Source organism: Glycomyces arizonensis DSM 44726 (assembly GCF_000482705.1).
Classification (GTDB): Bacteria; Actinomycetota; Actinomycetes; order Mycobacteriales; family Micromonosporaceae; genus Glycomyces; species Glycomyces arizonensis.
The window spans coordinates 88920-115166 of the sequence record NZ_AXWO01000018.1 but is presented as its reverse complement, the minus strand read 5'-3'; the positions used below and the strand labels follow the sequence as shown (position 1 = coordinate 115166).

Genomic DNA, 26247 nt, shown 5'->3' with positions numbered 1-26247 from the left:
GCACGGGTACGCGCCCGCTTCGCCACACCAGCCACCAGGCAGGAGGCGACCGGCACACCCGAATGGGACACAGTAGACGAACCTGCGCCGGCCACGATAGCCGAAAACGAGCAGACCTCACTCCCACCGGATCGGACCACCCTGACACCGGCAGGAGTGACCGGCGCCACCGGGCCTGACGACCCCGTTCCCTTCTTACCCCGCCCGCCGCAGGATGCTGCGGCGGGGACAGAGCACATATGCTGCTCAGCCCGGAACCCCAACAGGGACCGGGCCCTTCCCCCTGTCCAGGCACCAAACCGACCCCACACGCCATCCCCTCAGCCGCCGCCACACCCCCAGAGGAAAGGACACCACGCCAACCCCACGACCAACCTCCGCGCCGACAAACCACCCCCGGCGTCCACTCACCTCTGCATCGCTGCCCCGTTTGAAGCCCAACCGAAGGCAACCCCAAGGACACCACACCAACCCCAGTCTCTTCCCATCTCACGATCGCCGATGCCTGAAGCCCAACCGAAGACAACCCGGAGAACACCACACCGCCCCAACGCTCTCCCACCTCACGGTCGCCGCCTCGCCTGAAGTCGGGCCAAAGGCGGCCCCAAGGCCACAGGGCACCTCAGGCCGACAGGCCAATGAAAAGTTCGACCACCGTCTCGTCCGCCGCGCTGATCACGCCTGCCGGGCAGGCACGATTCCATGCACCCGATCTTGGACAACCTTCAGGCGGCCTCGAGAACGAAGAACAGGAAGCACAGGAACGCCGAGTCGGGTGTCTCGACTTCGTCGGGGAACCGCTCGTGGGCGCCAGGGGCCGGAGGCGGCTCGCTGACAACGGCGATTCGGAACCCCGCTTCGATGAAGGCGCCAGTGATCGCGTGCAACGGCCGGTGCCATTGCGACAGTACGACGTTCTGACCGCTGAAATTGCACTCCAAGCCGTATTCGTGGGTCGCGAAGTAACTGCCGCCGTCCGGGTTGGTGTACTTGTAGACGAAGGGGTGATTCACGGCGACAATCAGGCGGCCGCCTGGGGTCAGCACGCGCCGCAATTCGGCGAGCGGTGCCGTCCAGTCCTCCAGGTAGTGCAGGACCAGACACGCGACGGCATCATCGAACGCATCGTCGGGGAACGGGAGTGGATCATTGAGGTCCGCCTGCCGCAACGCCGCGCCGTCGCCGAGCCGCTTCCTGGCCAGCTCCAGCATCTTGACGCTGGGGTCGATGCCGGTGACGATGGCGCCCCGGTCACGGAGCGCCTCGAAGAGCGGCCCGGCACCGCAGCCGACATCGAGGATGCGCCGCCCGACCACATCCCCGGCCAAATCCAGGATCGCGGGCCGCGCGTAGTAGCCGTTGAGAAGACTCGATTCCGTCTCAGCGGCGTACGCCTCGGCGAAGCCGTCGTAGTCGGCGGTCGGCGTCTGACCGCCAAGCCCGGAGGAATGCTTGCCATCAGGGGACATCGGCTCATCCTGGCATGGCTCCTCTGCGCAAAGGCATCCGGTGCCGCAGGACTCGAAGGACGAAGGTTTCCTGACACGACTCGGAAAACGACCACACAACGCCTCCACCGCAAGGTCCGCGAACGGCTTGCGGGTGGGCGCGCAGCCGTCCGATCCCGCACCTTCTTGGCCTGGTGAGCCGAGCGCCTGTTCACGACGAGGTGGACCTTCGGGTCGAACTGGCCGATGAGCCGTTCGAGGCGGCCGATGGACGCCTCCGCGTTGGACCGCTCGCGCATGACCGTGAAGTGCCGTTCGCCTTAAATCACCACAGCCGCGAACGACTCGCACGGCTATCATCCGGTTATGGCAACCACCCCCCATTCCGCGGTCCGCCGACTGCTCCGGCTGATCGGGCTCGCCGCACGGCTCCCGGTCGCGAGTGTCGCGCTGGCGGTCGCTCCTTCCGCCCGGATCGCCCGCGACACCTTCGAGATCACCGAAACACCCACGAGCGCAAGACGAATCGTTCACGCGATCACCGCGTTCGTCCTCGGCCTCACGAGCTGGGTCCTGTTCGCATTCGTCGCGCTCACGTTCGCGCGCGGCGCGCTCTACCCGATCTTCGATCACGGTCCGTACGACGACGCTTGGGGAGGACCGACCCTCGGCGGGGCATGGTTGGTCCATTTTCTTCTGTCCACCGTATTCCAGATCGTCGTGCTGCTGCTCGTTGCGGGCATCGGTGCTTTGAACCGCCGCCTGTCGGCCCCGTACCGCAACTCCAGGAGCGGCGTTTGGCCGTGGGTGATCGCAGTGCTCATCTGTCTCGCGACAGCCCTGTTCGTGGTGGCCTGGTCTCGCCAGATCTGATTCCCCGCGGAGCGGCGATCACTTCGCGAAGACGACCGGCATTGCGCGATCCTCGGTCCCCGCGCTGCGGTTCCGGCGTGTGAGCAGGGCTCGGGTGCCGGTCGACGGCGAGGCTCGGCGGCGTTCAGCTCCAGACGTAGAGGTCGGTGGTCAGGTAGATCCGCATCCAATTGCGTTCGTCTTCGGGGTGAATCGAGTCGATCGTCGACATGGCGATGGCGCCGTCGTCGGTCTGGACGCAGAAGACGGAGGTCTCCTCCAAGTCGTACTCCGAGGGGTTCCAGGGGTTGAAGTGCCAGCTGAGGCCGTCAACGCGCTCACTCAGCGTCGCGTAGCACTCGTCGGGGGTCGGATCGCCACCCGCGTAGTAAAGCGTGCCGACAAGGCCGTTCGGGGTGTACAGGTAGCTCATGCCCTCAACGCCGTAGTCGAAGCCGCACGAGTCCCACACCAGGTCGGTATAGTCGGGGAATCCGGAGTCCGGGCTCGTCTCGTACCAGGCCTCAGGATTCATGCTGGTGTCGTCGAAGTCGAAGAGGTAGTACAGGCACGATTCGCCGGTGGCGTCGTCGGGGCCGTTCTCGAGGACCATCGAGTATTCAGAGTATTCGAGGGTCCAGCCGGAAACCGCCTCCTCGGTGGTCGCCTCGTCCTCCCAGTCGACCCCGTTGTCGTCTTCCTCGCCCCAGTCCTCGGCATCGTCCTGCCAAGCGCTCTCGGTCGTGAACGGGTCGTCCGCTGAAGTCGTTTCAGTCGGTTCCGGGTCGGCGTCGGGGCCGACACCGATCCATCCGAGCGCGGTCGTGAAGTCGACGACGACGCTCAGGACGAAGGCGGCGGCCGTGATGTACACGGTCACCTTCCATTTCTGAATCGGTTCGGGGTCTGAACCGGAAGCGCCTGCCACCATGCAAGGTTACAGTGAGGAGACACGCCTCGCTGGTCGTGGAATTGGTGTGTGCTCTTGGGGCCGTTGCGATCAAGATCGAGTTCGCGCCGTCAGACGCATGCTCTGCGGTTCCCTGGTGGTGTCTATGGGAGGCGGTCAGCCTGTGACGGCCGCGCGGAGCAGGCTCGTGAAGTCGGTAGCGGCGAGGTCGAAGACCGGCGAGTCGTGGCCGAGCTTCGAGTCCCGGACCTGGAAGCCGGTGGCTGCGGTGCGGGCCTCGACGCAGTTGGTGTTGTTGGTGCCGCTGCTGTAGGTGCTCTTGCGCCAGGTCTGGCGGCACTCGACACAGTTGCTGGAGTCGGTGCCACTGCTGCGGGTGCTCTTACGCCAAGCGGTCGCGCTCTGCATTGAGATACTCCTCCAGAGGTGTCGCACGAAGCCAGTTCGGCTTGATCGATTCATGGTACAGCTTCACCCGCTTCAGCTCTTCCACACACCAGCTGCGGTCACGAACCTGGTTAAACACGAACGGCGGCCCTGCTGTCGCGTTGCTGTTCGGCATGAAGACCTCGAAGTTACCGCCGAGCAGCTGCGGCTTGTCCATGATTCGGAGCTCCCATCCGGAGCGGTCGTTGCATTCACGGAGATGTTCGAGCTGTGCAAGACGGCCTTCAGAGGGCATTCCCCGCAACCACAGGAGCGCGGCCTCACCGATGAGAATGTTCATCTTGTATTCGTCGGCACGGTCGAGGATGCCGCGCACCCGGCGTTCCTTGAAGTCCCAGCCGAAATTGGCCACCTCGTCGGTGGTGCCCTCGACCGGTTGCAGGACCTCGAAGTGGAACTCCCGGGTCTGGACAACGCCTGGTAGCACCTGTGGCTCCCACTTGAAGATGTCCCGGTAGTGCAGCTCTCCCTTCGCCAACATCAGGGCGTTGAATCGGGCGTCGGCCTCCAGGACCCGCAGGTCGGCCTTCTTGTTGCGCACTACCTGCTGCATGTACAGCATCGCTTCCTCGTCGCCGTCGCCGTAGTGCGCGAAGAACTCCCGCGCGTCGCCCACGGTCGGCTGTCCCGATCCCTTCCTCCAGTTCGCGATCGTCTGCGGCGAGTAGTCCAGGCGTGCCGCGACTTCGACGTCCGATGCCCCGTGAGCGTCCATGCGGTCGATGAGTTCGGCCCTGACATACCAGTCCGACAGCGACTGTCGCGCCATGAGAGATACCCCGCATTCGGTGGGAAGACTGCTGGTGGGCACACATAATGGCATGTGAGGGCAACTTGCGAAACCCCCACTGTGCACCTATTGCAAGTGGACCCAAATAATTTGGCCAAATTTTTATGCTCAAGATTTTGGGGCGTCTCAATCCACGATGAACTATCAGCTCATGTCCCCTTGCCACCTGCGAAAACGCCCCTTAGATTGGGTTCATCGCGAGCGACGCCATACGACTCGCGACAGGTAGGGAAAGCCGGAAACCGCCCTGTCGGAAAGCCGACATGCGGTTTTCGGCACACCTCTTACGAAAGTCCAATAGCGAACCGAACGCATCGAGGTGGGAACGCGGCAATGATCAGAACATCCATACCGGACTCAATTGAGCGCGGCGCCTTCTCCGACGGCGTGCACTCATTCTCCGTACGAGCCTCCAGCGGGGACGCGCCCGACTTCTTCCAGGTCTACACCTCCGGGAAGGTCGCCGAGATAGTCCTGGTCGTCTCCGGGCTCAACGCGGGCACCCTCAAGGCCACTTGGGGCCTCAACTGGGTCACCGCCTCCGAGGAGTGGCGCGAGTGGTGCGAGGCCGAGGCGTTCATGGTGTTCTACAACGGCACCAAGCCCGCCGTGGGGAGAGTGCGGGTCTGCAATGGCTGAGCCTCCAGTGCCCGAAGGCGCCTACATCGGCGAGTTCCGGCGCGGCCCGGCGATCTTCACCGTCTTCCGCATCGCCGTCAAACCCGACCGCTACCGGGTGCTGTGCTCGGACGGCAACGGCCCCGGCCCGGTCTGCGTCTTCGCCGACGAGCCCGGCTCCGAACCCCGCTGGCACGGCGCCTGGAACGGCGACGAGTGGTGCCCTTGGATCGACGCCGAGGCCCGCAAGGTCATCGCGCGGTTAAAGACTCGGGGGCGGAGGCGGGCCGACCGTTGTCGTCGTTCACGGCCTCTCAGCGCCGCCGCTCCCGACCATATGCCCTCGCCCGGCAACCCCCAGGGTCGCGGTTGAGGGCTGGAGGGCCGGTCGACCATGGTGGAGGTCGACCGGCCCGCCGCATCCGGCGCGGCACGGCCTATCGATCGTCGCCGCTGCCGCCGAGCACGCCGCGCTGTTGCCTGTCGGCGAGCTTCGCGATGTTGTGCTCGGCGACATCGTCAAGCGCTATGCCGAAGTGGTCGGCGATGACGGCGAGGTACCAGAGCGTGTCGCCGAGCTCCTTCTTGACGTCCTCGGTGTCCCACTGGGAGAAATCGCTGCCCTTGTCGCGGATGATCTTCTTCGCCTTCTCGGCGATCTCGCCCGTCTCCCCCACCAGGCCGAGCAGGAGGTGGAACAGCTCATTGGGCTTGTCGCGCGGCGCGGCCGTGCGGAGTGCCGCCCGCTGGTAGTCGTCCATGTTCACGCGCCAATCGTAGGAGCCTCGGCTCCGCTCTCGCGGCGCACCCGCTGATGAGCCGATATGTTGCAGCGCAAGGTATCCGGTACCGATCTGGTGCGGACGATCCCAGCAGGAGTGCATGTTCCGCCTCCGCGACGGTCGAACTCGGTTGTTCCTCCGCTCATAGAACGGGAGTCAGGCGGCCCGCGCGGCCGCCAGGACGTCGGCGCACACGGCCGGCGGGCCGGTCTCGTCCCATGCCCGCTGGGTCATGACGACGACGGTGAGGTCGCGGGCGGGGTCGTTGGCCCAAGCCGTGCCGAGGCCGCCGTCCCAGCCGTAGCAACCGTCATATATGGACAAGCCGTAGCCCCAGCCGCGGCCGTCGAGGAGGTCGAATCCCGGCCAGACGCGCGAGCGCTGCTCGTCGGTGAGCTGGTTCCGGGTCATCTCGGCGGCCATCTCGGGCCGCAGCACCGGGCCGCCGCCGCGCAGCAGCATCCGTCCGAAGGCGACCACGTCGCGGGCCGTGGACAGCAGGCAGGCGCTGCCGTCGCTGAAGGCGGGCGGGCGGGACCACTGGCCGTCCGGCGGGTCCGTGACGGTCAGCTCGCCGTCGATGCGCGCGTAGGCGGTGGGGATCCGGTCGGTCTCGCTGGAGTGGAAGGCCGTGTCGCGCATACCGAGCGGTTCGAACACCCTGGTGCGGAGGACCTCGTCGAGCGGTGCTTCCGCCGCGCGCGAGGCGAGCACCGAGAGCACTTGGGCGCCGGACTGGTACAGCCACCGCTCGCCCGGCTGCGCCATCAGCGGCAGTTCGCCGAGCCTGGCCATCCAGGTGTCGGGGTCCAGCATGTCGGCCGGTCGCGGCGGCTCGAAGGTGTGGAGTTCCCGCTCCTGCGCGGCGGTGACGATCGGCCAGGGCTCCTCGGCGGCGAACATGGCCCCCTGCATGCCGAAGCCCCACGTGAAGGTGAGCAGGTCGCGCACGGTGACCGGGCGCCTGGCCGGGACGGTGTCGTCGAGCGGGCCGTCCGGCTCGCGCAGCACGCGGCGGTCGGCCAGCTCGGGCAGCAGGGCGTCGACGGGCCCGTCCAGTTCGAGCAGGCCGTCCTGGACGAGCGACAGCACGGCCGCCGCGGTCATGGGCTTCGAGATCGATGCGATCCGGAAGAGGGCGTCAAAACGCATCGGCGGCCCGTCGACCGCCATCACACCGGCCCGCGCCACGTGGATCTCGTCTCCTGTGGCGACGGCGGCGACGATGCCGGGCGCCTGGCCTTCGCGCACCGCCTCTGCGACGAGGCCGTCGATCCGTTCTCGGATGTCCATGCCGTCAGCGTAGGCCGCAGGACCGACAGCGGCGGTCCCCTCGCCTGAGGCGGCCTTTTCTCAACCGCGCTCCTGGGGTTCTTGTCGCTCAGTGTGGCCGCCGCTTCCCGGCTGGTCGGACGGGTGGTATCGACACGGTCTCAACGCTGGACTTTCGGGGCCTCCCTGGGCCAAGATGATGCCATGTGCCCCCGAACGACCGATCTACCCCTCGCCTTGGAGGCACCGTGCATCCAGTGATCGGGTACGTCATCGCCTCGGGGCTGTTCGCGATCGGCCTCTACGGCGTGCTCACCAGACGCAACGCCGTCCTGCAGCTCGCCGCCGCCGAACTCATGCTCGGCGGCGTCCATCTCGTGCTGGTCACCACCGACCTCGTCCGCGACGCCTACACAGGACAGAGCTTCGCGCTGTTCATCGTCGTCATCGCCGCCGCCGAAGTGGGCGTCGGACTCGCGCTCGTGCTCAACCTATGGCGGGCGCGGGCGACGATCGACACCGATGACCTGCCCGCCGAAGAGCGGGAGGCACGGAGTCAGGAAGCACAGGGCCGGGAAGTGCAGGACCGTCGGTTATGGACTTCATCGCCTGGGCGCTGGTGGCCCTGCCCGCCGCGGCAGGGCTGGGCGGGCTGCTGCTGCGCCGCCGCGAGCACGCGGCCTGGCTGGGGGTCGGGACTCCGGCGGCGGCGCTCGTGTGCGCCGTCGTCGCGGCGTTCGGCAATCCGGCCGCGGCATTCACACTGGCCGACTTCGGGTCGGTACGGGTTTCGGCGGCGCTCGACCTCTCCCCCACGGCGGTCGCCGTGGCGATCGCGAGCGCGCTGGTCTCCACACTGGTCCAGCTCTACTCGGTCGCCTACCTGCGCGAGGACGCGCGCTATGTGCCGTTCGCCGCGCAGGTGAACCTGTTCTGCGCCGCCATGCTGCTCGTCGTGTGCGCCGACGACCTGGTGTTCCTGCTCATCGGGTGGGAGGTCATGGGCGCGTGCTCCTATCTGCTCATCGCGCATTACGCGAAGCTCCCGGCCGCACCCGGAGCCGCCGCGAAGGCGTTCCTGGTGACGCGGTTCGGCGACGTCGGGTTCGTGCTCGGTGTCATGGTCCTCGGCGTCTCGGCGGGGACGTTCCGTATCGGCGAGATCGAGGTCTCCTCAGCAGTCGCCGCCGTTTCCATGCTGCTGATCCTGTTCGGGTGCGTCGGGAAGTCCGCGCAGTTCCCGCTCCAGGTGTGGCTGCCTCCGGCGATGGCCGGGCCCACGCCGGTCAGCGCGCTCATCCACGCGGCCACGATGGTCGCGGCCGGGGCGTACGTGCTGACGCGGCTGCTGCCGGTCTGGCCGGAGGGACTGCTGCTCGTCGTCGCGGTCGTGGCCGCGGTCGGCATGGTCGGCGCCGGGGTGTGCGCCTTCGCCGCCACCGACGTCAAGGGCGTCCTGGCGTGGTCGACGATCAGCCAGGTCGGGTTCATGTTCGCCGCCGTGGCGGTCTCGGCCGCCGACACGGCACTGTTCCACCTGCTCGCCCACGCCGCGTTCAAGGCGCTCTTGTTCCTCACCGCCGGGGTCGTCATCGCGCTCGCCGGGACGGACGGGTCGCTCGCCACCACGCGGCTGCGGCCGAGGTCGGCGCCGCTGGCGTTCTGGTCGGTGACGATCGGCCTGGCCGCCATGTCGGGGCTGCCGCCGCTGGGCGGGTTCTACAGCAAGGAGGCGGTGCTCGGCGCCGCCTACGAGGCGGGGACGCCCGCCGGGGTCGTCGTGTTCTGGGCGGGCGTGGTGGCCTCGATCGTCACCGCGGCGTATTCGGCGCGGCTGTGGCTGCTGCTGTTCTGGCGCGGCGGACCGAGAGCGCGGCTCGCGGCGCCGCGGGCCGAGGCGGTCGGGCTGTGGACGCTGGCCGTCGCGACCGTCGGGACGGGCGCGCTCTACTACGCGGGGCCGCTGCGCGTGCCCGAGCTGCACCTGGATCTCATGGCGCTCATGCTCATCGCCACGGCGGGCGGGCTGTACGTGGTGGCCGACTCGTGGTGGCGCGACCGGGCGCGGGACCCGAACCGGCTGCTGGGCAGGGCCAAGGGGGCCTTCGCGCTGGGTCTGTACGGCGAGGCGCTGGCCACCGGGGCGGCGCGCGGCGCGGCGAGGGTCGCTTCGGGCGCGGCGCGGGTGCTCGATGAGCAGCTGGTGGACCGGGCCGCCGTCGAGGGCTCGGCGCGGGCGACCGTGGCGGCGGGACGCGGTGCCGCCCTGGGCCACCGGGGCGGGCTCGCCCGGCATCTGCGGCTGAGCGCGGCCGGGACACTGCTCGTGGCGGCCGTGGCGATCGGGGTGAGCCTGTGGACGTGATGCTCGTGGCGTGCGTGGCGCTGCCGCTCGTCGGGGCGGCGCTGACGTGGTGGCTGCGCCGGGGCGAGGTGGGCGTCGGAGCGGCGGCGCTCGCGCTCATCGCGGCGGCGGTGCTGCCGCTGGGGCGTGGTGACGGCTGGTGGCATGAGGTCGACCTGGCGTGGGCCCCGGCGATCCGGCTCGACTTCGCGCTGTCGGTCGACGGCGTCTCGTGGCCGCTGGTGGTGCTGACGGCGCTGCTCGGCCTCCTGTGCTGCGTCCACAATGCCCGCAGTGGCGGTTCGCCGACGCTGACGGCGCTGCTGCTGGCCGTCCAGGGGGCCTCCACGGCGGTGTTCCTGGCCGACAACCTGGTGCTGTTCTTCATCGCGTTCGAGGCGGTGCTGCTGCCGATGTGGGCGGTCGTCCACCGCTACGGCATCGACGAGACGAGGCGGCACGCGGCGGCCAAGTTCGCGCTGTTCACCATCGCCGGGTCGCTGCTCATGGCGACCGGCCTGTTCGTCGCGGCCGCCGACGCCGGGACGGCCGACCTCGGCGCGATCATCGCGGGCGGCGGCGTCAGCGAGGGCGTCTCGCTGCTGGTGTTCGCGCTGCTGGCGCTCGGCTTCGCGGTCAAGGCGCCGCTGTGGCCGCTGCACTCGTGGCTGCCGGACGCGCACACGGCCGCGCCGACGGTCGGCTCGGTGCTGCTGGCGGGCGTCCTGCTCAAGCTCGGGACGTACGGGCTCATCCGCGTCGCGGGCGGGATCGCGCCGGACGGGGCCGCCGATGCCGCGCCGGTGCTCGCCGTGCTCGCGGCGGCCGGGATCGTCGTCGCGAGCCTGGTGTGCCTGGGGCAAGGGGAGCTCAAGCGGCTCATCGCCTACTCGTCGGTGGGGCACATGGGGTTCGTGGTGCTGGCGTTCGCCACCGGCACCGAGGCGGGGGTGCGGGCGGCGCTGTTCGCGAACCTCGCGCACGGGCTCATCACGCCGCTGCTGTTCTTCCTGGCGGGGGCCGTGAAGGAGCGGACGCGCACCGGGCGGCTGGCGGAGCTCGGCGGGCTGCGGGTGGCCGCGCCCGCGCTCGCGGGGCTGCTGGGCTTCGCGTCGCTCGCCTCGCTCGGACTGCCGGGCCTGGCCGGGTTCTGGGGCGAGGCGTTCACGGTGTACGCGGCCGCCGAGCGCGGCGGGGCGTGGTTCGCGCTCGCGGCGGTGGCCGCTGTCGGCGCGTTCCTCACGGCCGCTTACCTGCTGCGGATGTTGAAGCACGTCAGCCACGGCGCGCCGACGGCGGCCGTGGCGGGCATCGGCGGCCTCTCGGTGGGCGAGGCGGCGGTGTGGGCGCCGCTGGTGGCCGCCACGCTCGCGCTGGGCCTGGCGCCGGGGCCGGTGCTGGACCTGTTCGCTACGGGGGTGCTGTAGTGCACGCGCAGACCATCGACCACGTCGCGCTGCTGCCGCTGTATCTGGCGGCGGCCGCGGCCGTCGCGGCGCTGTTCGCCGGGCGCTTCGCGGGGGCCGTGGCCATGATCGGGCTCGCCGCTTCGGCGGCCGCGGCGGTGTGGGTCGGCTTCGGGCCGACTCGGGAGACGTTCGCGGTCGGGCAGTGGCACTCGTTCGTCGCCGACGACGCCGCGATGGGCGCCGCGGCCCTGTTCGCCTCGCTCACCGTGCTGGTGGCGGCCGTCAGCGGCCGCAAGACGCCGGAATACTGCTTCCTGCTGGCGGTCTCGGCCGCCGGAGGGATCGCTTTGGCGGGCAGCCGGGACCTCGTGACGTTGATCGTGGCGCTGGAGACCTTGACCGTGCCGCTGTACGTGCTGGTGGCCAGGCCGGGGCGGGAGGGCGCCGAGGCCGGGGTGACGTTCCTCATCGCGTCGGTCACCGCGTCGGCGACCGCGCTCATGGGCGCGGCGCTGCTGTACGCCGCGAGCGGGACGGTGCACTTCGCCGGGCTCGCGGAGGGGTTGGGCGGCGCGCCCGCCGGACTGGTCGCCGCCGGTGTCGCGCTCGTGCTCGGGGGCCTGGCGTTCAAGCTCGCGGCCGTGCCGCTGCACGCGTGGGCGCCGCCGGTGCTCGAACGCGCGCCGCTGCCGGTCGCCGCGTATCTGGCGAGCGCCTCGAAGCTCGGCGGCGCGGTCGCGGTCATCTGGGTCGTCCACTTCGCTCTGGCGCAGGAGGCCGGGCTCGCGGCCGGGATCGTGCTGTCGGTGCTCGCGGTCGGCTCGATCGCGGTCGGGAACGTCGCGGCGCTCGTGCAGCGCCGCACCGTCGCGCTCCTGGCGTGGTCGGGCATCGCCCACGCCGGGTACGTGCTCGCGCCGCTGGCCGCGCTCGCCACCGCCGCCGGGCGCAGTGACGCGGAGGCGGCCTCGGCCGCGGCGTTCGCGTACGCGGTGTTCTTCGTGCTGCTGGAGGCCGGGGCGTTCGCCTCGCTGACGGCCGTGCGCGGCGAGGACGGGGACGGCGGCGCCGTCGCCGACCTGGGCGGCCTGTGGCGCTCGGCCCCGGGACGGGCGGCCGTGCTGCTCGTCGCGGTGGTCGGCCTGGCGGGGCTGCCGCCCGCGCTGGCCGGGACGTTCGCGAAGGTCGCCGTCCTCGAATGGCTCGCGGGCTCGGCGGTGTGGCTGGCGGTCGTCGTGGCCGCCGGGGCCGTCGTCGGGCTCGGCTACTACCTGCCGCTGGCGCGCACGGTCCTGCTCGGGCGCGGCCCGGCGGCCGCGAAGGGCCGTTTCCCCGTCGCCGTGCTGGCGATCGGGGCGGTGCTGGTGGCGATCAGCCTGGCGCCGCAGGCCGTGCTGGAGTTCACGGCGCTTTCCCGGTGATCTCCCAGCTCATCGCGGGTTCCCAACGATTTCCCACCGGCCTCCCAGCTCACATAGGAATACTGGCGGGTACGCGAGGCGTTTCGTCCGCGTAAAGGGGGAAATCGCAACACCATGAAACACCGCAACGGCTTGAAGACCGCGGTCCTGCTCGGCGCGCTGACGGCGCTGGTGATCGCCATCGGGTACGCCTTCGGCGGCTCCACCGGCGTCATCATCGCCGGGATCATCGCCGTCGGCATCAACGTCTTCGCCTACTTCAACTCCGACAAGCTGGCGCTGCGCTCCATGCGGGCCAAGCCGGTGAGCGAGGCGCAGGCGCCGCAGCTGTACGCGACCGTGCGCGAGCTCTCGCAGCGGGCCGACCAGCCGATGCCGCGGCTCTACGTCGCCCCGACCATGCAGCCCAACGCGTTCGCGACCGGCCGCAACCCCGAGCACGCGGCCGTCGCCGTCACCGAGGGGATCGTGCGGCTGCTCACCCCGGCGGAGCTGCGGGCCGTCCTGGGCCACGAGCTGTCGCACGTGTACAACCGCGACATCCTCATCTCGTCGGTGGCCGGGGCGCTGGCGGGCATCATCACGACCCTCGCCAACATCGCCTGGTTCATCCCGATCTTCGGCGGGGACCGCAACGGCCCCAATCCGCTCGTGCTCATCTTGACGATGCTGCTCGGGCCGATCGCGGCCGGGCTGATCCGGATGGCCGTGAGCCGTTCGCGCGAGTACGAGGCCGACGCTTCGGGGGCGCGGCTGACGGGCGACCCGCTGGCGCTGGCCAGCGCGCTCCAGAAGATCTCGGCCGGGGTCGACCGGATGCCGGCGCGCGCCGACAGCCCGCTGGCCGGCGAGGCGCACCTGATGATCGAGTCGCCGCTGCGCGGCGGCTTCTCGTCCCTGTTCTCGACGCACCCGCCGACGGAGCAGCGCGTGGCGCGGCTGCGCGACATGGCGCGGGGCGTGGTGCGGTAGGGGCCGTTCGCGAACGCCGGGCGGACGGGTGCCGTCTCGTGAGCAGACCTGGGAGGTCGGTCAGTGGGCGCTGCCGCCGATGTCCCGCACCTCCGGATATGGAACCTCGGATCGGTCAGTAAGCGCTGCCGCCGATGTCCTTGATGCTGGTCCTGATGTCGAGCAGGTAGACGAGCGCGGCGGCCATGGCGATGAGGCCGAATATGCCGAGACCGCCGATGCCGCCGAAGAACAGCGACATCGCGAAGCTGATGACCAGGAGCCCGAGCCAGGTGCCCTTCGAGAGCGTGTTGATGGCGTTGAACGCCTCGGGCTTCTGCACCGCGCAGTGCACCGAGGCGATGAGCGACAGGAGCGCGGCTCCGTAGCCGATGATCACCCAGACCCAGGTACGGATTTCGAAAGCGAACGCGGCGGCTTCGAACTCTGGCATGGCACCACCCTACCCGCCTGAGGCCCAGGGCCGGTCGTCTCGGTTACTTGCCGAGCTTGCGACGCTGCACGCGGGTCTTGCGCAGCAGCTTGCGGTGCTTCTTCTTCGCCATGCGCTTGCGTCGCTTCTTGATGACCGAGCCCATACAGGTTCCTCGCAGATATCGGTAGGTTCTTTCGAGCCCGACCAGCCTAGCTCGCCGCCCGAGCGGGCACCGAGCGGGGAGCGGGCGGCCGAAGGCCCCGTCACAGCGGATGCGCGGACGGGGCCGGGGGTCGGCAACTCGAATCCGAACGGGAGAGGCGGGCCGCCTGGGCGGCGTCACCGGTGTCGGTCACGAGGTCTCACTTTTTGAGCGGCATTGCCGGTTGTCGTGCTGCGGGGTTCGCCTTTTGAGCGGCGTCACCGTCGTCGGTCCGGGGGCTCGCCTGTGCGAGCGCCGCGGTCAGTCGTCGGTCTGGAGCGCCTCGGAGAGGTAGGTCTTGACGGCGCTTTCGGGGACGCGGAACGAGCGCCCCACCCGCACCGCCGCGATCTCACCGTTGTGGACGAGCCTGTAGACCGTCATCTTCGAGACGCGCATCAGGTCGGCCACTTCCGTCACCGTCAAAAACTTGACCTCGTCGAGGAGGTCCCCGGGTTCGCTCATGTGTCTCACCGTTCTGTCGAGGGCTGTTGCGAGGACTGGGCTAACTTGCGCGGCTCGCAAGCTTCGCCGACTGGGCTAACTTGCGGCTCGCAAGCTTCGCCGGGAGGGCGCCCGCCCGCGGATCGCGGGCGTCGCCTTGAGTGGGGTTCTGTGATGTATTAGAGGTGCGGTGGACGCGAATGCCCATATGAACCGAAACAAGTCGGTCGTCACTGTCCGTGACGTTGATGTCTTTCGATTGGGATGTTGCTCATGTTACGACAGTCCGCCTCATTGGGCAACAGGCGGTCTAGGCTGATCTGGGCGCTGAAGGTCGTAATCTCCTCACTCCCGTACCGTCGGGTCTGTGACCTGGGACTCGACTCATTCAATCACCCTCGGTGATTTTCAGGACGTGGGAGCGATCGGCATCATCATCCGCCGCCGCGGACGCTCCACATCGCTCGGGTCCGCCCGGAACCCCCGCGGCGAGCGGCTCCCCCCACCGCGGACGCTCCGCATTGCGCGGACCCGCCCAGCGCTCCTGCGGCGGGCGGCCCCACCGGCGGATGCCCCGCACCGCGCAGGCCCTTCGGTCGGCGGCTCCGGGCATGCCGACCGTGTCGGCGATGCGGCCGGTGACCGCTGCTCCGCGCCGCGCGGGCCCCTCGACCGGCGGCTCGGGACCGGCTCAGACCGTGTCGGCGATGTAGCCGGTGATCTCGTCCATGAGCGCCGCGTAGCTCTTGCCGAAGATCGCCTCGGCGGTGTCGGCGGCCGAGCCGCCCTCCCGGACCGTGGCGCCGAACCACTCGGCGAAGGCGTCCTGGCCGTAGGCGTCGATCATGTAGTCCACGCCGAGGAACGCGCAGCCGTACTTGCCCGAGCCGGCGAGCGTGTCGTCGTCCCCGTCCGGCGGCAGGACCTCGTCCTCGCACCCGCCCTGGGCGACGTAGTCCTCCACGTCCCACATGCGCTCGTACTCGTCGAGGGGCCGGTCGCCGTGGTCGATGTACTCGGCGATGCCCTCGACCATCCACCACGTCTCGTCGGTGTAGCGCTCGGAGGGCGCGGCCCACAGGGTCGCGGCGTGGCCGAGCTCGTGGCGGATCACCGAGGTGAGGTCGTAGCCCCAGCCGGTGCGGTCGACGTTCATGACCGTCGCGTACGTGGAGGGCTGCCGCTCGCCGTCCACCGTGCCCGGCAGCGGCAGGGCGAAGCCGAGGACGTCCTGGGTCTCGAACATCCCGCCGAACCAGACCTCGAACTCCTCATCGCCGGAGATGTAGATGACGTACCGGTCGGGGACCTCCCACAGGGCCCACTTGTCGGCGTTCTTCGCGGCGTCCTCGGCGATCGACAGAGCGTCGGGGAGCCGGTCCTCCATCGCGGTGGGGACGGCGACGACGGTGCGGTCGCCGACGGCCGCGACGAGCGCGTCGGTCTCCCACGGATGCGGGCCGTCCGCCCCCGAGGAGTTCTCGACCTCGACCATGACCATGCCCTCGTCGCCGTCGCGCCAGAAGGTGCGGAACACGACGTCGGCCGGGGCGCACTCCGCGGCCGGTTCGACGAAGCAGTAGCTGACCGCGACGCCGACCTCGTACAGCGGCACGGCGGCGGAGTCGTCCTCCAGCGGCCCGGAGGTGACCCGGTAGTCGAAGCGGCTGACCTGCATCGACCGCAGCGTCTCGTACCTGGTGGTCATCTGCTCGTGCAGCGTCGGGTCGTAGGCGGCGAGCCAGCCGTCGAGGCTGCCGTCGATGAGCGACTGCGCGTGGGCGTCGAGCACCAGCTGCGCCTGCTCCTTGAGGTAGGCGAGGACCTCGCTCTCGGGCGCGTCGGGGCCGGGGCTGGGGATCGTGCCCTCGCCGGGGGCGACGGGGGCGCCCTCGATGGTGCCGGTCTCGGCCTGGGGCAGCCCGGGGCTCCAGCCGCCCGCCAGGGCCCCGCCGAGCACCGAGGCGGCCACCAGGGCGAGGACGACGAGGGCGGTCGTCCACCGGGAGCGCCGCGGATCGGGCCGCGGGGGCGCGTACCACTGCGGGGGGTGGTAGCCGGGCGGCGGCGGGACCATCTCGACCGGCGGGGGCGCGTCGACCGGGGCGGGGGTCACCGCCTCGTCGGGCGAGGGCCGCGGGGCGGGGACGCGCGGGGCGGGCCTGGCCTCGGTGCCGGGGTGTCGCGCAGGCGTTTCCTGGGGGAACTCCTCGGGGGCTTGAGTCACCCTCGCAACTCTAGTCGCCGGTCGCTCAAGCCGCGAGACACGAGGCCGCGCCGATGGCGCGGCTCGCCTCCACAGTGCGCGGGCGAAGCGCTCAGGACCTGGTCCACAGGGACCGCGCGAAGACCGCCATGTTGGCCGGGCGCTCGGCCAGGCGGCGCATCAGGTAGCCGTACCACTGGTCGCCGTAGGGCACGTACACGCGCATGCGGTAGCCCTCGGCGGCCAGGCGCAGCTGCTCGGCGGGGCGGATGCCGAACAGCATCTGGAACTCGAAGGAGTCCGGCTCGCGGTCGAACCAGCGGGCGCGGTCGATCGCGATCTCGACCAGGCGCGGGTCGTGCGTGGCGAGCATCGGGTAGCCCTCGCCTGCCATGAGCGCGTTGACGCAGCGCACATAGGACCGGTCGACGTCGAGCCTGCGCTGGTAGGCGACCGACTCGGGCTCCTTGTAGGCGCCCTTGCACAGGCGGATGCGCGAGCCCGCGGTGGCCAGGGACTTGCAGTCGTCCTCGGTGCGGCGCAGGTAGGCCTGGAGGACCGCGCCGGTGGCGGGGAAGTCCTCGCGCAGGCGCGAGACGATCTCCAGGGTGGAGTCGGTGACCGTGTGGTCCTCCATGTCGACGGTGACCGTGGTCCCCGACTCGGCGGCGACCGCGCAGATCTCGCGGGCCAGGTCGTAGGCGAGCTCGGTGTCGATGCGCTGCCCGACCGCCGAGAGCTTGACGCTGACCTCGGTGGTCCCCGAGAGCCCTTCGGCCTCCAGGGCCGCGAGCAGGCGCACGTACTCGTCCCTGGTGGCCCTCGCCTGCTCGGCGACGACGGTGTCCTCGCCGAGGTGGTCGAGCGTGGCGAGCAGTCCGTCGGCGGCCAGGGCCTTGGCGGTGGCGACCGCGTCGGCGGTGGTCTCCCCCGCCACGTACCGGCGGACGAGCGACCGGGAGACCGGCGCGGTTCCTACGAGGCGCTCGATCTTCGATGACCGGGCGGCGGCGAGAATGACAGAACGCAGCATGCTGGCAGCGTATCCTCCCACAGTTCGGTATCGGGTCACGGTGACATAACGCGTGAGCGGAGACATCACCACCGAAGGGCCGAAGTCACATGGATCGATGTTTCGAACGCCGCGCGGCGCTCAGCTCTGGGATTGCATCGGTTCGAGGAGGGGCCGGTGCTCATGGCGGGCCCTGTCGAGCGTCCGCGTCACCTCCAGGCCGGGGTAGCGCCTGGTCAGCATCCAGCCGAACGGGACCGCCGCTTCGTCGGCGACGATGACCCTCGTGGCGGCCTCGAACCCGAGGCCGGGCAGGCTCCGGCGGGCCCGGCGCCGCACCGACTGGGGGCGCAGCGGGCGGTAGACCGGCCAGAAGACGTGGCGGCGCAGCTTCCCGGCGATCCTGCGGTGGAGGCGGCGCAGCTTCTCGGCGGCCCGGCCCGCCCGGCCGGGCAGACGCGATCGGAGGCGCCGCAGCAGCGACTGGGGGGCGCGCTCGACGAGCATGCAGTAGGTCCACACGCCCGGGCCGGTGTTCTCGAGGCGGGCGAGCGAGCGCACCCGCACCCGCGGGTCGAAGGGGGGCGCGTTCTTCCAGCCCTGCCCGTCGGCGGCGACCACGGTCAGGTCGACGCCGCGCGAGCACGCGTAGTCGGCGTAGGCGTTCACGCGTTCGACGGCGGCCTTGCGGAACACCACGACCACTTCGCGCTCGGGGCGGGCCGCTTCGGTCGTCATCGCCGCGCTCCGATCCGCTCGCGCGCCCAGTGCTCGAACGGCTCCAGGGCGCGGTGCCTGGTGAAGGACGCGGCGTAGGCCCGCGCCCGCTCGGCGGTGGCCGGGTCGTCCTTGCGCGCCGCGTCACCCGCGGCGGCCATGGCCGCGGCGACGTCGGACGGCTCCAGGCTGCCTGGGTCGAACCACAGCGGATAGTCGCGCAGCAGCTCCTCGGCGGCGCAGCCGGGCTCGTGGACCGAGACGATCGGCTTGCCGGTGGCCATGTACTCGAAGACCTTGCCGGAGGTGACGTATTTCGAGCCGCCGGCCAGGAAGACCAGCACATCGCTGGCGGCGTAGGCCTCGCCGACGGCGGCCTTCGAGACCGGGCCCCGGTAGTGGAGGCCGGGCGCGTCGGGCTCGTCGAACTCCAGGCCCAGCTTGGATCGGAGCTGCTCGGCGCTGCCGGTGAAGAATCCGAGGTGCCCGTACAGGTCGAGGCCGGCGTCGGCGTGGTCGCCGCGCTCGCGCATGGTCCGGTGGCCCTCGATCATGCTCCCGACCGGCTGGTTCGCCGTCAGCGTGCCGACGTAGGCGTAGGACAGCGGCCGGTCCGCTCCCGAGGCGACGTCGCCCGCGTCGAGGCAGTCGGGGTCCCAGCCGTTGGGCACCACCAGCATCCGGTCGGCGGCGCCCGGGTAGCGCTCGGCGTGCCATCCGCGCAGCGCGTCGTTGACGAACACGGACGCCGCGGCGCGGCGCAGCACCCGCCGCTCCCATTTCCAGGCGGGGTGCCCGGGCGGGAAGGCGTCGGCGCCCGCGAACAGGTCCAGCGTCCACGAATCGCGGTAGTCGACGACGTAGGGCGCTCCGGTGAGCCGCGAGAGGGCCCAGGCGGCGCCGAAGGCGGCGAACGGGTTGCCGGTCGCGATGATGAGGTCGAAGCGGCCCCGGCGGTGGCGGCGCCGTCCTTCGGCGACGCAGTGGCGCGCCCAGGACTGGTAGCGCTCGGGGAAGAGGTGCCGCTGCTGCCAGTCGTTCCAGCGTTTGGCGAGGATCGGGGCGTTGCCGCGGAAGCGCCCGTATCTGGCGATGTCGGTCTCCCACTCGAAGAGGCTCATCGGGACCTGCACCACGTCGATCGCGGGGTCCACCGTGTCCGTCAGCGCGGTGTCGGAGGAACCGGTGACCGTTTCGAAGAACCGGTCGGGCGCCCGCATGACGGTGACGTCCCAGCCCGCGGCCGCGAAGTGGTTGGCGGTGGCGCGGGCGCGGTAGACGCCGCTGGCGCGCGAGGGCGGGAAGTAGAACGCGAGGTAGAGCAGGCGGGGACGGCGAGCAGCGCTGATGCTCATGAGCGGCTCCGTTCCAGCGGCGTCTCGAACATGTAGGACGTGCGGACGTCGGGGCGCTCGTCCAGGAGGGGCGGCAGGAATCCGGCGCACCGGCGCAGCGCCACCGGTTCGCACAGCACGATCCAGTCGGGGTTCCAGCCGGTGCACTCCTCGGCCGTCCGCTCGGTCTTGCGGTGCTCCCGGAGGACTCGCGTGCGTGCGTCGAGCCGCTTGTCCAGCCGCCGGACCACGGTCGAGCGCCACTTCCGGGCGAGGCGGTCGGCCGGGCGGCGCAGCGGGCCGCGGCCGATGCGGCGCAGCAGGCCGAGGGGGAGGCGGCGGCCGAACAGGCGCGTCGTCCGCCGCTCGGTCGCGCGCAGGTGCGCGGTGGCGATCACGTGCACGCGCACGCGGGGGTCGAGGCCGCCGCCCTGCCACGCCGAGCCACGCTCGGTGACGAGCAGCACGTGGTGGCCCTCGTCGGCCGCGCGGGCGGTCTCGATCGCGAGCGCCCTGCGGCGGCGGCTGGTCGGGGCCAGGAACACGACGTTCATCGGCGGGGCTCCATTCGTGCTCGCCGCGGTCACTCGCCGTACCAGATCCGGACGTGGCGGTCGGCGACCGCTTCGGGCGAGTATCTGCCGCGCAGGAGCTCGCGCACCCGGTCGAGGTCGGTCTTCTCGGGGTGGCGTTCGCGCAGGAGCCGGTAGCCCTCGACCAGGGCGAGGGGATCGTCGTCGACGTCGAAGAACTGGCCGGCGTCGTCCTCGGCGCCCTCCAGGATCTGCTCGGGCCCGCCGCAGCGGCTGACCAGGACCGGAATGCCGACCGCGAGGGCTTCGGCGACGACGACGCCGAAGGTCTCGTGGCGGCTGGTGTGGACCAGCAGGTCGTGCTCGGCCATCAGGCCCGGTATGTCGGCCGGTTCGACCGCGCCGAGGAAGTCGACGGCGCCGGCCAGGCCGAGGTCGTCGCGTCGGGCTTCGAGCTCGGCTCGGAGGGGGCCCTCGCCCGCGACGGTCAGGTGCAGGTCCGGTTCGTCGGCGCGGCACTGGGCGAAGCCGTCGAGGAGGTAGCCGACGCGTTTGCGTTCGGAGAGCGCGGCCACCGACAGCCACCGCCGCAGCCGGGCGGGCGGGTGCTCGCGCCTGGTGTCGAACGCGACGGGGTTGGGGATGTACCGGATCTTGTCGGCGTGGTGGGGGAAGGTGCGCCCGATCAGCTCCCGCAGGGGCGCGCCGACCACGAAGAAGCCGGCGCAGCGGTCCATGGCCCGGTCGTACAGGTCCCTGGCGGCGGGCTGGGCGAGCACCGTCTCCAGGAACGAGGAGTGCTCGGTGAGGTAGACGCGGGCGTCCGGCAGGCAGTGCTCCAGTGCGGCGTGGCCGCCGAGGATCGGCACGTGGGCGTGGACGACCGGCGCTTCGATCGGCCTGCCGCCGAGGGCCTTGCCGAGCCATGCCGCGGAGGTCTCGGCGTGCACGGCCCAGTCCTTGGTGCGCGGCACCGGCGCGGGGATGCGGCGCAGCGCCGATCCGCCGACGCCGGGGACCGGGTGGGCCGAGCGGGGCAGCAGCCGCTCCTGGAGGTCCCAGCTGGAGCGCCGCTGCGCCGCGTTGCCGCGGATCTGCCATCCGTACACGTGGTAGACGTCGATCCGGTCGAGCCGTGGCGCGACGGCCTCGACCATCGCCTCGACGAAGGCGCCGTTGTAGGGCGCCTCCGCGTCCGGGTACCACGGGGTGACGACCGCGACGTGCCGCTCCCGACCGGTTGCCGCGGCGGGCGATGACGCGTCAGTGTCCGCCGGGCCGAGGATCCGCCGCTCCATGCTCTGAGTCTCCTTCATGGGCGCTCCGTCACGGGCGTTTCTCGGGGATTCGGCGGGGCTCGTCGCGCTCATGCCCGCGTCTCCGCGAGGAAATCCTCATAGGCGTAGGTGGTGCGCAGGTCCGGGCGGCGTTCGAGCAGGCCGGGCAGGTCGTCGGCCAGGAGGTCGATCGCGCTCGGTTCGGGCAGGACCAGCCAGTCGAAGTCGTGTGCGGCCATGAGCGAGCGCAGCACCGCGACGCGGTGGCGCTGCCGCAGTTCCCCCTCGCGCCGCTTGCGGCGGCGTTCGATCCGCTTCACGACCTTGCGGTTCCACGCGCGCAGGGCCTTGGCGGCGGGCCGCGCGAGCGGGCCGCGCCGCAGGCGGCGCAGCACGCCGCGCGGGAGGCGGCACAGGGTCCAGGTGACCAGCGTCGAGGAGGAGGCGAACAGCTTGTGCGTGCGCAGCCAGTGCACGTTGACGCGCGGGTCGATCGAGTGGTGTTCCCAGTGGGGCCGGAATTCGGCGATCAGGTGCACTTCGTGGCCGTCGTCGGCCGCGAGGCGCGGCTCGGTCCGCATGGTGCGGTACTTCTTCGCGAAGGGCATGACGAACAGGACCTTCAACGCTCCCCCTCCTCGGCGGTCCATCCCCAGGCCCGGTAGTGCTGGTCGGCGACCGCCGCGTGGGAGTAGCGGCGCCGGAGGCGGGCGCGGGCCGCTTCGAGGTCGAGGCCGCCGGGGTGGCGGCCGCGCAGCTCGGCGAAGCCCTTGACGAGGACGTCGGGGTCGTCGTCGACGTCGATGAGCTGCCCGGCCTCGAACTCGACGCCTCGGAGGACCTGCTCGGGTCCGCCGCAGCGGGTGACGAGGACGGGCAGGCCCGCGGCCGCGGCCTCGACGACGACGACGCCGAAGGTCTCGTGGCGGCTGGTGTGGACCAGCAGATCGTGCTCGGCCATCAGGCCCGGTATGTCGGCCGGTTCGACCGCGCCGAGGAAGTCGACCGCCTCCTCGATCCCCAGTTCGGCGCTGAGCGCTTCGAGTTCGGCCCGGAGCGCGCCGTCGCCCGCGAGGGTCAGCGTCAGCGCCGGGTCGTCGGCCAGGCAGCGGGCGAAGCCGCGCAGCAGGTAGTCGATGCGCTTGCGTTCCACCAGGCCGGCGATCGAGAGCCAGCGGCGCAGCCCGGCGGGAGGGCGGGGGCGCCGGGAGCCGAAGTCGACGGGGTTGGCGATGTGGCCGATCTTGTCGGCGTGGTGGGGGAAGGTCGCGGCGACCAGCGCGCGCAGCGGCTCGCCCACGACGAAGTAGCCCGCGAGCCGGTGCAGGATCTCGTCGTAGCGCCGCCGGGCGTCCCCTTGGGCGAGCACGTCGGCGAGGAACGAGGAGTGCTCGGTGGCGTAGACGGCGGCGCCGGGGCCGCAGTTCTCGAGGGCCGCGTGGCCGGCCAGGAGCGGCACGTGCGCGTGGACGACGGGGGCGTCGATCGCCTCGCCGCCGAGGGCGGTGCGGAACCAGCGCGCGGCCTCGTCGGACCGGTCCGCCCAGGACTCGGTGGGCGGCACCATCGCGGGGACGCGGTAGAGGGTCGCGCCGCCCGCCGTCGCCACGGGGGGCACCGACCGCGGCAGCAGGCGCCGCTGCGCCTCCCAGATCGGCGCGAGCCGCTCGGCGCGCAGGCGCACGGCCCACAGCTCGAGGTGGTACACGGTCACCGCGTCGCAGCCGGGCGCGACCGCCTCGACCATGGCCCGCACGAACGATCCGCGGTAGGGGACCTCGGAGGTGGGGTACCACGGCGTCACCACGGCGACCCGTCTCGCGCGGCGGTCAGTCATCCGGTCCTCCCAGGCAGCGCCGGTAGAGCGCGACGAGGCCCGCGACCTGGGCGCCCCACGTCCACTCCTCCAGCGGGACCTTGCCGTCGTAGGCCGCGCGGTACCGCTCGGGGTCGGCGAGGACCGCCTTGGCCGCTCTGACGAAGTCCTCGACGTCGCCGGAGCGGAAGACCTCGCCGTGGCCGAAGTCGCGCACCGCCGCCGCCATCGTCCGCACGTCGCTGACGACGAGCGGGAGGCGCGCGTGCGCGTACTCGAAGAACTTGTTGCTCAAGGCGATCTCGTGGTTGAGGATGCCGGTCCGCAGGGGATGGACGCCGACGTCGGCCTCCGAGAGGTAGGGGACGATCTGCCGGTAGGGGACGTAGGTGAGCACGTGGGTGCGGTCGGCGACGCCGAGCTCGGCGGCCCGCTCCTGTATCCGCTTGACGTAGCGCCAGCTGGGCTTGGAGACGACGAAGGCGGCGTGGGCCTCCGGCAGCGACGGCAGCGCCTCGACCATGAGGTGCATGCCGCGCTGTTCGAGCGGCGCGCCCGAGTACACCATGAGGGGGGTGCGGCGGTCGATGCCGCAGTGCTCGCGCAGGCTCGGCGCGGGCTCCCATGCGTCCCTGACGTCCGGGGCGTTCATGACGACGGCGGGCCGCTCGGGCAGCGCGTAGGCGTCGACGAGCAGGTCGGCCAGCGGTTCGGAAACGGTGACGACGGCGTCGGCGCGGGGGGCGTACTCGCGTTCGTGGGCCTGCTGCGCCGGGAGCCACCAGGGGTGGGGCTTCCACGACTGCATGCCCTGGAGGAACTCGTGGGCGTCCCACACGAGCGCGCAGGGCCGTCCGGCGGCGAGGGCGCGCACCTTGGCGCGGGCGCCGACGCCGAGCATCTGGAAGTCGTTGGCGTGGATCAGGTCGGGCTTGAGCTTGTCGATGACCGGCCCGAAGGCGAGTTCGAGCTCCCACAGGGACGGGTCGAGGCGGCGCCAGGCCCGGTCGCCGAGGAGCGCCCGCCAGGCTCTGGCGCTGAGGCGGTCGATGCGGCCCGAGGCGTGCTTGCGGCGTTCGCGCAGCCGCCTGCTCCGCTCGCAGCGGGCCTCGACCCAGGCGCCGACGACGGCGTAGTGGGCCCGGCGGGCGAAAAGTTCGAGGCGGAGCGCGGCGCTCGGTTCGATCGCGCGGCGGGCCCGCAGCTGGTCGATCTCGGCCTTCCAGACGCGGCGCTGCCGGCGCCGGTGGGCTTCGAGCGGGCCGGGCGGGTAGGCCAGGGGGCTGCGCAGGCGGCCGCCGCGCACTTCGTGGCGGCGCCGGTCGAGGACGCCGACGACGGGGACGAGCCGCACCGTGGCCTTGCCGAGCGTCCACTCCTCGGCTCGCTTCTTCGGCGCCCGGCCGAGCAGGACGACGTCCCAGCCCGCCTCGGCCGCCCATTCGGCCTCCTTCTGGACGCGGGAATCGCCGACGACACCGTTCTGCACCAGCATCACGATGCGTTTTCGAGAATGGTTCACAACTGCTCCGGCTCTGGCGGCGTTCTCAATTCCCTGCGAGGCGTGGAGAAGCGCCTGGTTCTACGGCTGAGGAATGCGTCGGCGCCCGGTATCGCGGCGGCCGACCCTTTCCGGCGAGGCACATCCTACAAACCGCGCCGGTTCACTCTCCGTTTCCTGAAAGCAGGCCCTTTCTGGCAATTCATATCCTACAAACCCTGGCGGTTCACTCGCCGTTCTCTGAAAAAGGAGGAAGAATTCATCGCTGCCATTCTCATATATGCTCCGCACGACGGTGGACGGTTTCGTCCCATACGGCGACCGGCACCGCACCGCCACGCACCCGTCCCGGAGGGAACCGCCAGTGAAAGTCGTCAGCATCGTCGGCACCCGGCCCCAGCTGGTCAAGCTGGGGGCGATCGCCCGGGCGTTCGCCGGCACCGGCCACACGCACCGCATCGTCCACACCGGCCAGCACTACGACTCCAGGCTGTCGGACGCGTTCTTCGCCGAACTGGGCATCCCCGCCCCCGACTTCCACCTCGGCGTCGGCTCCGGTTCCCACGGCGCCCAGACCGGCGCGATGCTGGCCGCGCTCGACCCGGTCCTGGAGGCCGAGCGGCCCGACTGGGTGCTCGTCTACGGCGACACCAACTCCACGATCGCCGGGGCGCTCTCGGCGGTCAAGCAGCATCTGCCCCTCGCTCACCTGGAGGCCGGACTGCGCTCGTTCAACCGGCGCATGCCCGAGGAGCACAACCGGGTCATGACCGACCACTGCGCCGACCTGCTGCTGGCCCCGACCGAGGAGGCCATGCGGCACCTGGCGCGCGAGGGCCTGGCCGAGCGGGCGGTGCGCGTCGGGGACGTGATGACCGACGTGTGCTTCCACACCCGCGACGCGGTCCTCGACGGCGGACGGGCGCGGCCGCCGCTGCCGGACGGCGTCGACGCCGCGGCGCCGTTCCTGGTGGCGACGCTGCACCGCGCCGAGAACACCGACGACCCCGACCGGCTCGCGGCCCTGATCGGCGCGCTCGCGGACCTGCCGGTGCCGGTGGTGCTGCCCGCGCACCCGCGCCTGGCGGCCAAGGCCGAGGAGCACGGGCTCAAGCTGGCCGTCGGCGCCGTCGCGGTCGTCCCGCCGCTGCCGTACCGCGACCTGGTCGCGGCCGTGCTGGCGTCGCGGGGGGTGCTGACCGACTCCGGCGGCCTGCAGAAGGAGGCGTTCCTGCTGGAGCGGCCCTGCACCACGCTGCGGGCCGAGACCGAATGGGTCGAGACGCTCGACGACGGCTGGAATGTGCTGGTCCCCCATCCCGAAGGCATGGATCGGGCGCAGTGGCGCTCGACCGCGACCCGGCCAGCGCCGCGGTCGGCGCGGACCGAGCCTTACGGCGACGGGCGCGCGGCGCGGCGCGTGGTGAGTGTGCTGGAGGAGCACCGCTGAATTCGAGGCTCCGGAATCGCCGCCCGCTCCTCGCGGCATCGGGCGACGCATTCGGCGCCGCGATCGAATTCACGG

The 26247-nt window shown here is 71.1% G+C and carries 26 protein-coding genes and 1 pseudogene; 9 read left to right on the top strand and 18 right to left on the bottom strand.

The genetic code is table 11. The annotated features are described in order from the left end of the window. Positions 1-725 precede the first annotated feature (725 nt). Complete coding sequence (locus H613_RS0114005) at positions 726-1469, bottom strand: class I SAM-dependent methyltransferase (RefSeq protein ID WP_026924301.1); 744 nt, start codon at positions 1467-1469, stop codon at positions 726-728. Positions 1470-1814: 345 nt separating this feature from the next. Between H613_RS0114005 and H613_RS26550 the strand changes: the two genes are divergently transcribed. Beyond that, positions 1815-2321 (top strand): hypothetical protein, encoded by a 507-nt coding sequence (locus tag H613_RS26550; RefSeq protein ID WP_051393341.1) that lies wholly within the window; start codon positions 1815-1817, stop codon positions 2319-2321. A gap of 124 nt (positions 2322-2445) precedes the next feature. On the opposite strand, the gene H613_RS0113995 is transcribed toward H613_RS26550, so the two are convergent. The 3 genes from H613_RS0113995 to H613_RS0113985 all read right to left on the bottom strand — a co-directional run bounded on the left by H613_RS0113995 (position 2446) and on the right by H613_RS0113985 (position 4426). Next, on the bottom strand, positions 2446-3180 hold the full coding sequence (locus H613_RS0113995; RefSeq protein WP_026924300.1) for a hypothetical protein: 735 nt from the start codon (positions 3178-3180) through the stop codon (positions 2446-2448). A gap of 186 nt (positions 3181-3366) precedes the next feature. Further along, a complete protein-coding gene (locus H613_RS26545) occupies positions 3367-3618 on the bottom strand; it encodes a DUF397 domain-containing protein (protein ID WP_035738094.1) in 252 nt (83 codons plus the stop codon). After that, positions 3593-4426, bottom strand: a complete 834-nt coding sequence (locus H613_RS0113985) for a Scr1 family TA system antitoxin-like transcriptional regulator (RefSeq protein WP_026924299.1) — start codon at positions 4424-4426, stop codon at positions 3593-3595. The genes H613_RS26545 and H613_RS0113985 overlap by 26 nt, the downstream gene beginning before the upstream one ends. 354 nt (positions 4427-4780) lie before the next feature. On the opposite strand from H613_RS0113985, the gene H613_RS0113980 reads away from it, so the two are divergent. Together H613_RS0113980 and H613_RS0113975 are read left to right on the top strand one after the other, a co-directional pair. Beyond that, positions 4781-5086, top strand: coding sequence for a hypothetical protein (locus tag H613_RS0113980; RefSeq protein WP_156926027.1), 306 nt, complete (start codon positions 4781-4783; stop codon positions 5084-5086). Further along, positions 5079-5438 carry a hypothetical protein gene (locus H613_RS0113975; RefSeq protein ID WP_156926026.1) on the top strand — a complete coding sequence of 120 codons (360 nt, stop codon included), beginning with the start codon at positions 5079-5081 and terminating at the stop codon, positions 5436-5438. The genes H613_RS0113980 and H613_RS0113975 overlap by 8 nt, the downstream gene beginning before the upstream one ends. 64 nt (positions 5439-5502) lie before the next feature. On the opposite strand, the gene H613_RS0113970 is transcribed toward H613_RS0113975, so the two are convergent. Beyond that, positions 5503-5832: a MazG nucleotide pyrophosphohydrolase domain-containing protein gene (locus H613_RS0113970; RefSeq protein WP_026924296.1), complete on the bottom strand. Its 330-nt coding sequence runs from the start codon at positions 5830-5832 to the stop codon at positions 5503-5505. A 171-nt stretch (positions 5833-6003) separates the two neighbouring features. Continuing rightward, positions 6004-7140: a serine hydrolase domain-containing protein gene (locus H613_RS26540; protein ID WP_035738092.1), complete on the bottom strand. Its 1137-nt coding sequence runs from the start codon at positions 7138-7140 to the stop codon at positions 6004-6006. Between the two features lie 227 nt (positions 7141-7367). Here H613_RS26540 and nuoK point away from each other — a divergent pair. The 5 genes and pseudogenes from nuoK to htpX all read left to right on the top strand — a co-directional run. Further along, positions 7368-7670 (top strand): annotated as a pseudogene (gene nuoK / locus H613_RS32395) (NADH-quinone oxidoreductase subunit NuoK); the annotation flags it as partial. Between the two features lie 44 nt (positions 7671-7714). Next, positions 7715-9484 (top strand): NADH-quinone oxidoreductase subunit 5 family protein, encoded by a 1770-nt coding sequence (locus tag H613_RS32390; RefSeq protein WP_026924295.1) that lies wholly within the window; start codon positions 7715-7717, stop codon positions 9482-9484. Beyond that, positions 9484-10890 (top strand): complex I subunit 4 family protein, encoded by a 1407-nt coding sequence (locus H613_RS0113955; protein ID WP_035738124.1) that lies wholly within the window; start codon positions 9484-9486, stop codon positions 10888-10890. The genes H613_RS32390 and H613_RS0113955 overlap by 1 nt, the downstream gene beginning before the upstream one ends. Further along, a complete protein-coding gene (locus tag H613_RS0113950) occupies positions 10890-12293 on the top strand; it encodes an NADH-quinone oxidoreductase subunit N (protein ID WP_026924293.1) in 1404 nt (467 codons plus the stop codon). Before H613_RS0113955 ends, H613_RS0113950 begins: the two co-directional genes overlap by 1 nt. A 114-nt stretch (positions 12294-12407) precedes the next feature. Next, positions 12408-13265 (top strand): zinc metalloprotease HtpX, encoded by an 858-nt coding sequence (gene htpX / locus H613_RS0113945; protein WP_026924292.1) that lies wholly within the window; start codon positions 12408-12410, stop codon positions 13263-13265. Between the two features lie 115 nt (positions 13266-13380). On the opposite strand, the gene H613_RS0113940 is transcribed toward htpX, so the two are convergent. The 12 genes from H613_RS0113940 to H613_RS0113885 all read right to left on the bottom strand — a co-directional run bounded on the left by H613_RS0113940 (position 13381) and on the right by H613_RS0113885 (position 24743). Continuing rightward, entirely contained in the window at positions 13381-13698 is a 318-nt protein-coding gene (locus tag H613_RS0113940; protein WP_026924291.1) for a DUF2516 family protein, read from the bottom strand. A gap of 43 nt (positions 13699-13741) precedes the next feature. After that, positions 13742-13843 carry a 30S ribosomal protein bS22 gene (locus H613_RS30115; RefSeq protein WP_081687713.1) on the bottom strand — a complete coding sequence of 34 codons (102 nt, stop codon included), beginning with the start codon at positions 13841-13843 and terminating at the stop codon, positions 13742-13744. Positions 13844-14143: 300 nt separating this feature from the next. After that, positions 14144-14347 (bottom strand): helix-turn-helix domain-containing protein, encoded by a 204-nt coding sequence (locus H613_RS0113930; RefSeq protein WP_026924290.1) that lies wholly within the window; start codon positions 14345-14347, stop codon positions 14144-14146. Between the two features lie 670 nt (positions 14348-15017). Continuing rightward, positions 15018-16553 (bottom strand): hypothetical protein, encoded by a 1536-nt coding sequence (locus tag H613_RS0113925; RefSeq protein ID WP_156926025.1) that lies wholly within the window; start codon positions 16551-16553, stop codon positions 15018-15020. 91 nt (positions 16554-16644) lie between these two features. Next, positions 16645-17565 carry a proline dehydrogenase family protein gene (locus tag H613_RS0113920; protein ID WP_026924288.1) on the bottom strand — a complete coding sequence of 307 codons (921 nt, stop codon included), beginning with the start codon at positions 17563-17565 and terminating at the stop codon, positions 16645-16647. Positions 17566-17685: 120 nt separating this feature from the next. Next, on the bottom strand, positions 17686-18282 hold the full coding sequence (locus H613_RS29320; protein WP_051393340.1) for a hypothetical protein: 597 nt from the start codon (positions 18280-18282) through the stop codon (positions 17686-17688). Then, positions 18279-19616 carry a glycosyltransferase gene (locus H613_RS0113910; protein WP_026924287.1) on the bottom strand — a complete coding sequence of 446 codons (1338 nt, stop codon included), beginning with the start codon at positions 19614-19616 and terminating at the stop codon, positions 18279-18281. Before H613_RS0113910 ends, H613_RS29320 begins: the two co-directional genes overlap by 4 nt. Then, positions 19613-20149, bottom strand: a complete 537-nt coding sequence (locus tag H613_RS29315) for a hypothetical protein (RefSeq protein WP_026924286.1) — start codon at positions 20147-20149, stop codon at positions 19613-19615. The genes H613_RS0113910 and H613_RS29315 overlap by 4 nt, the downstream gene beginning before the upstream one ends. 29 nt (positions 20150-20178) lie before the next feature. Continuing rightward, entirely contained in the window at positions 20179-21444 is a 1266-nt protein-coding gene (locus H613_RS26530; RefSeq protein WP_169731998.1) for a glycosyltransferase family 4 protein, read from the bottom strand. Between the two features lie 50 nt (positions 21445-21494). Continuing rightward, a complete protein-coding gene (locus tag H613_RS0113895; protein WP_026924285.1) occupies positions 21495-22031 on the bottom strand; it encodes a hypothetical protein in 537 nt (178 codons plus the stop codon). Next, a complete protein-coding gene (locus H613_RS26525; RefSeq protein ID WP_211234822.1) occupies positions 22028-23242 on the bottom strand; it encodes a glycosyltransferase in 1215 nt (404 codons plus the stop codon). The genes H613_RS0113895 and H613_RS26525 overlap by 4 nt, the downstream gene beginning before the upstream one ends. Further along, positions 23235-24743: a glycosyltransferase family 4 protein gene (locus H613_RS0113885; protein WP_156926023.1), complete on the bottom strand. Its 1509-nt coding sequence runs from the start codon at positions 24741-24743 to the stop codon at positions 23235-23237. Before H613_RS0113885 ends, H613_RS26525 begins: the two co-directional genes overlap by 8 nt. A gap of 343 nt (positions 24744-25086) precedes the next feature. On the opposite strand from H613_RS0113885, the gene wecB reads away from it, so the two are divergent. Beyond that, positions 25087-26172: a non-hydrolyzing UDP-N-acetylglucosamine 2-epimerase gene (wecB, locus tag H613_RS0113880; protein WP_026924283.1), complete on the top strand. Its 1086-nt coding sequence runs from the start codon at positions 25087-25089 to the stop codon at positions 26170-26172. Positions 26173-26247: the final 75 nt, after the last annotated feature.

Bases quoted from the DNA above. Each gene is read 5' to 3' on its own strand.
- H613_RS0114005 (WP_026924301.1), bottom strand. From the start codon at position 1,469: ATGTCCCCTGATGGCAAGCATTCCTCCGGGCTTGGCGGTCAGACGCCG.
- H613_RS26550 (WP_051393341.1), top strand. From the start codon at position 1,815: ATGGCAACCACCCCCCATTCCGCGGTCCGCCGACTGCTCCGGCTGATC.
- H613_RS26545 (WP_035738094.1), bottom strand. From the start codon at position 3,618: ATGCAGAGCGCGACCGCTTGGCGTAAGAGCACCCGCAGCAGTGGCACC.
- H613_RS0113985 (WP_026924299.1), bottom strand. From the start codon at position 4,426: ATGGCGCGACAGTCGCTGTCGGACTGGTATGTCAGGGCCGAACTCATC.
- H613_RS0113980 (WP_156926027.1), top strand. From the start codon at position 4,781: ATGATCAGAACATCCATACCGGACTCAATTGAGCGCGGCGCCTTCTCC.
- H613_RS0113975 (WP_156926026.1), top strand. From the start codon at position 5,079: ATGGCTGAGCCTCCAGTGCCCGAAGGCGCCTACATCGGCGAGTTCCGG.
- H613_RS26540 (WP_035738092.1), bottom strand. From the start codon at position 7,140: ATGGACATCCGAGAACGGATCGACGGCCTCGTCGCAGAGGCGGTGCGC.
- H613_RS32390 (WP_026924295.1), top strand. From the start codon at position 7,715: ATGGACTTCATCGCCTGGGCGCTGGTGGCCCTGCCCGCCGCGGCAGGG.
- H613_RS0113955 (WP_035738124.1), top strand. From the start codon at position 9,484: ATGCTCGTGGCGTGCGTGGCGCTGCCGCTCGTCGGGGCGGCGCTGACG.
- htpX (WP_026924292.1), top strand. From the start codon at position 12,408: ATGAAACACCGCAACGGCTTGAAGACCGCGGTCCTGCTCGGCGCGCTG.
- H613_RS0113940 (WP_026924291.1), bottom strand. From the start codon at position 13,698: ATGCCAGAGTTCGAAGCCGCCGCGTTCGCTTTCGAAATCCGTACCTGG.
- H613_RS30115 (WP_081687713.1), bottom strand. From the start codon at position 13,843: ATGGGCTCGGTCATCAAGAAGCGACGCAAGCGCATGGCGAAGAAGAAG.
- H613_RS0113930 (WP_026924290.1), bottom strand. From the start codon at position 14,347: ATGAGCGAACCCGGGGACCTCCTCGACGAGGTCAAGTTTTTGACGGTG.
- H613_RS0113920 (WP_026924288.1), bottom strand. From the start codon at position 17,565: ATGCTGCGTTCTGTCATTCTCGCCGCCGCCCGGTCATCGAAGATCGAG.
- H613_RS29320 (WP_051393340.1), bottom strand. From the start codon at position 18,282: ATGACGACCGAAGCGGCCCGCCCCGAGCGCGAAGTGGTCGTGGTGTTC.
- H613_RS0113910 (WP_026924287.1), bottom strand. From the start codon at position 19,616: ATGAGCATCAGCGCTGCTCGCCGTCCCCGCCTGCTCTACCTCGCGTTC.
- H613_RS29315 (WP_026924286.1), bottom strand. From the start codon at position 20,149: ATGAACGTCGTGTTCCTGGCCCCGACCAGCCGCCGCCGCAGGGCGCTC.
- H613_RS26530 (WP_169731998.1), bottom strand. From the start codon at position 21,444: ATGAAGGAGACTCAGAGCATGGAGCGGCGGATCCTCGGCCCGGCGGAC.
- H613_RS26525 (WP_211234822.1), bottom strand. From the start codon at position 23,242: ATGACTGACCGCCGCGCGAGACGGGTCGCCGTGGTGACGCCGTGGTAC.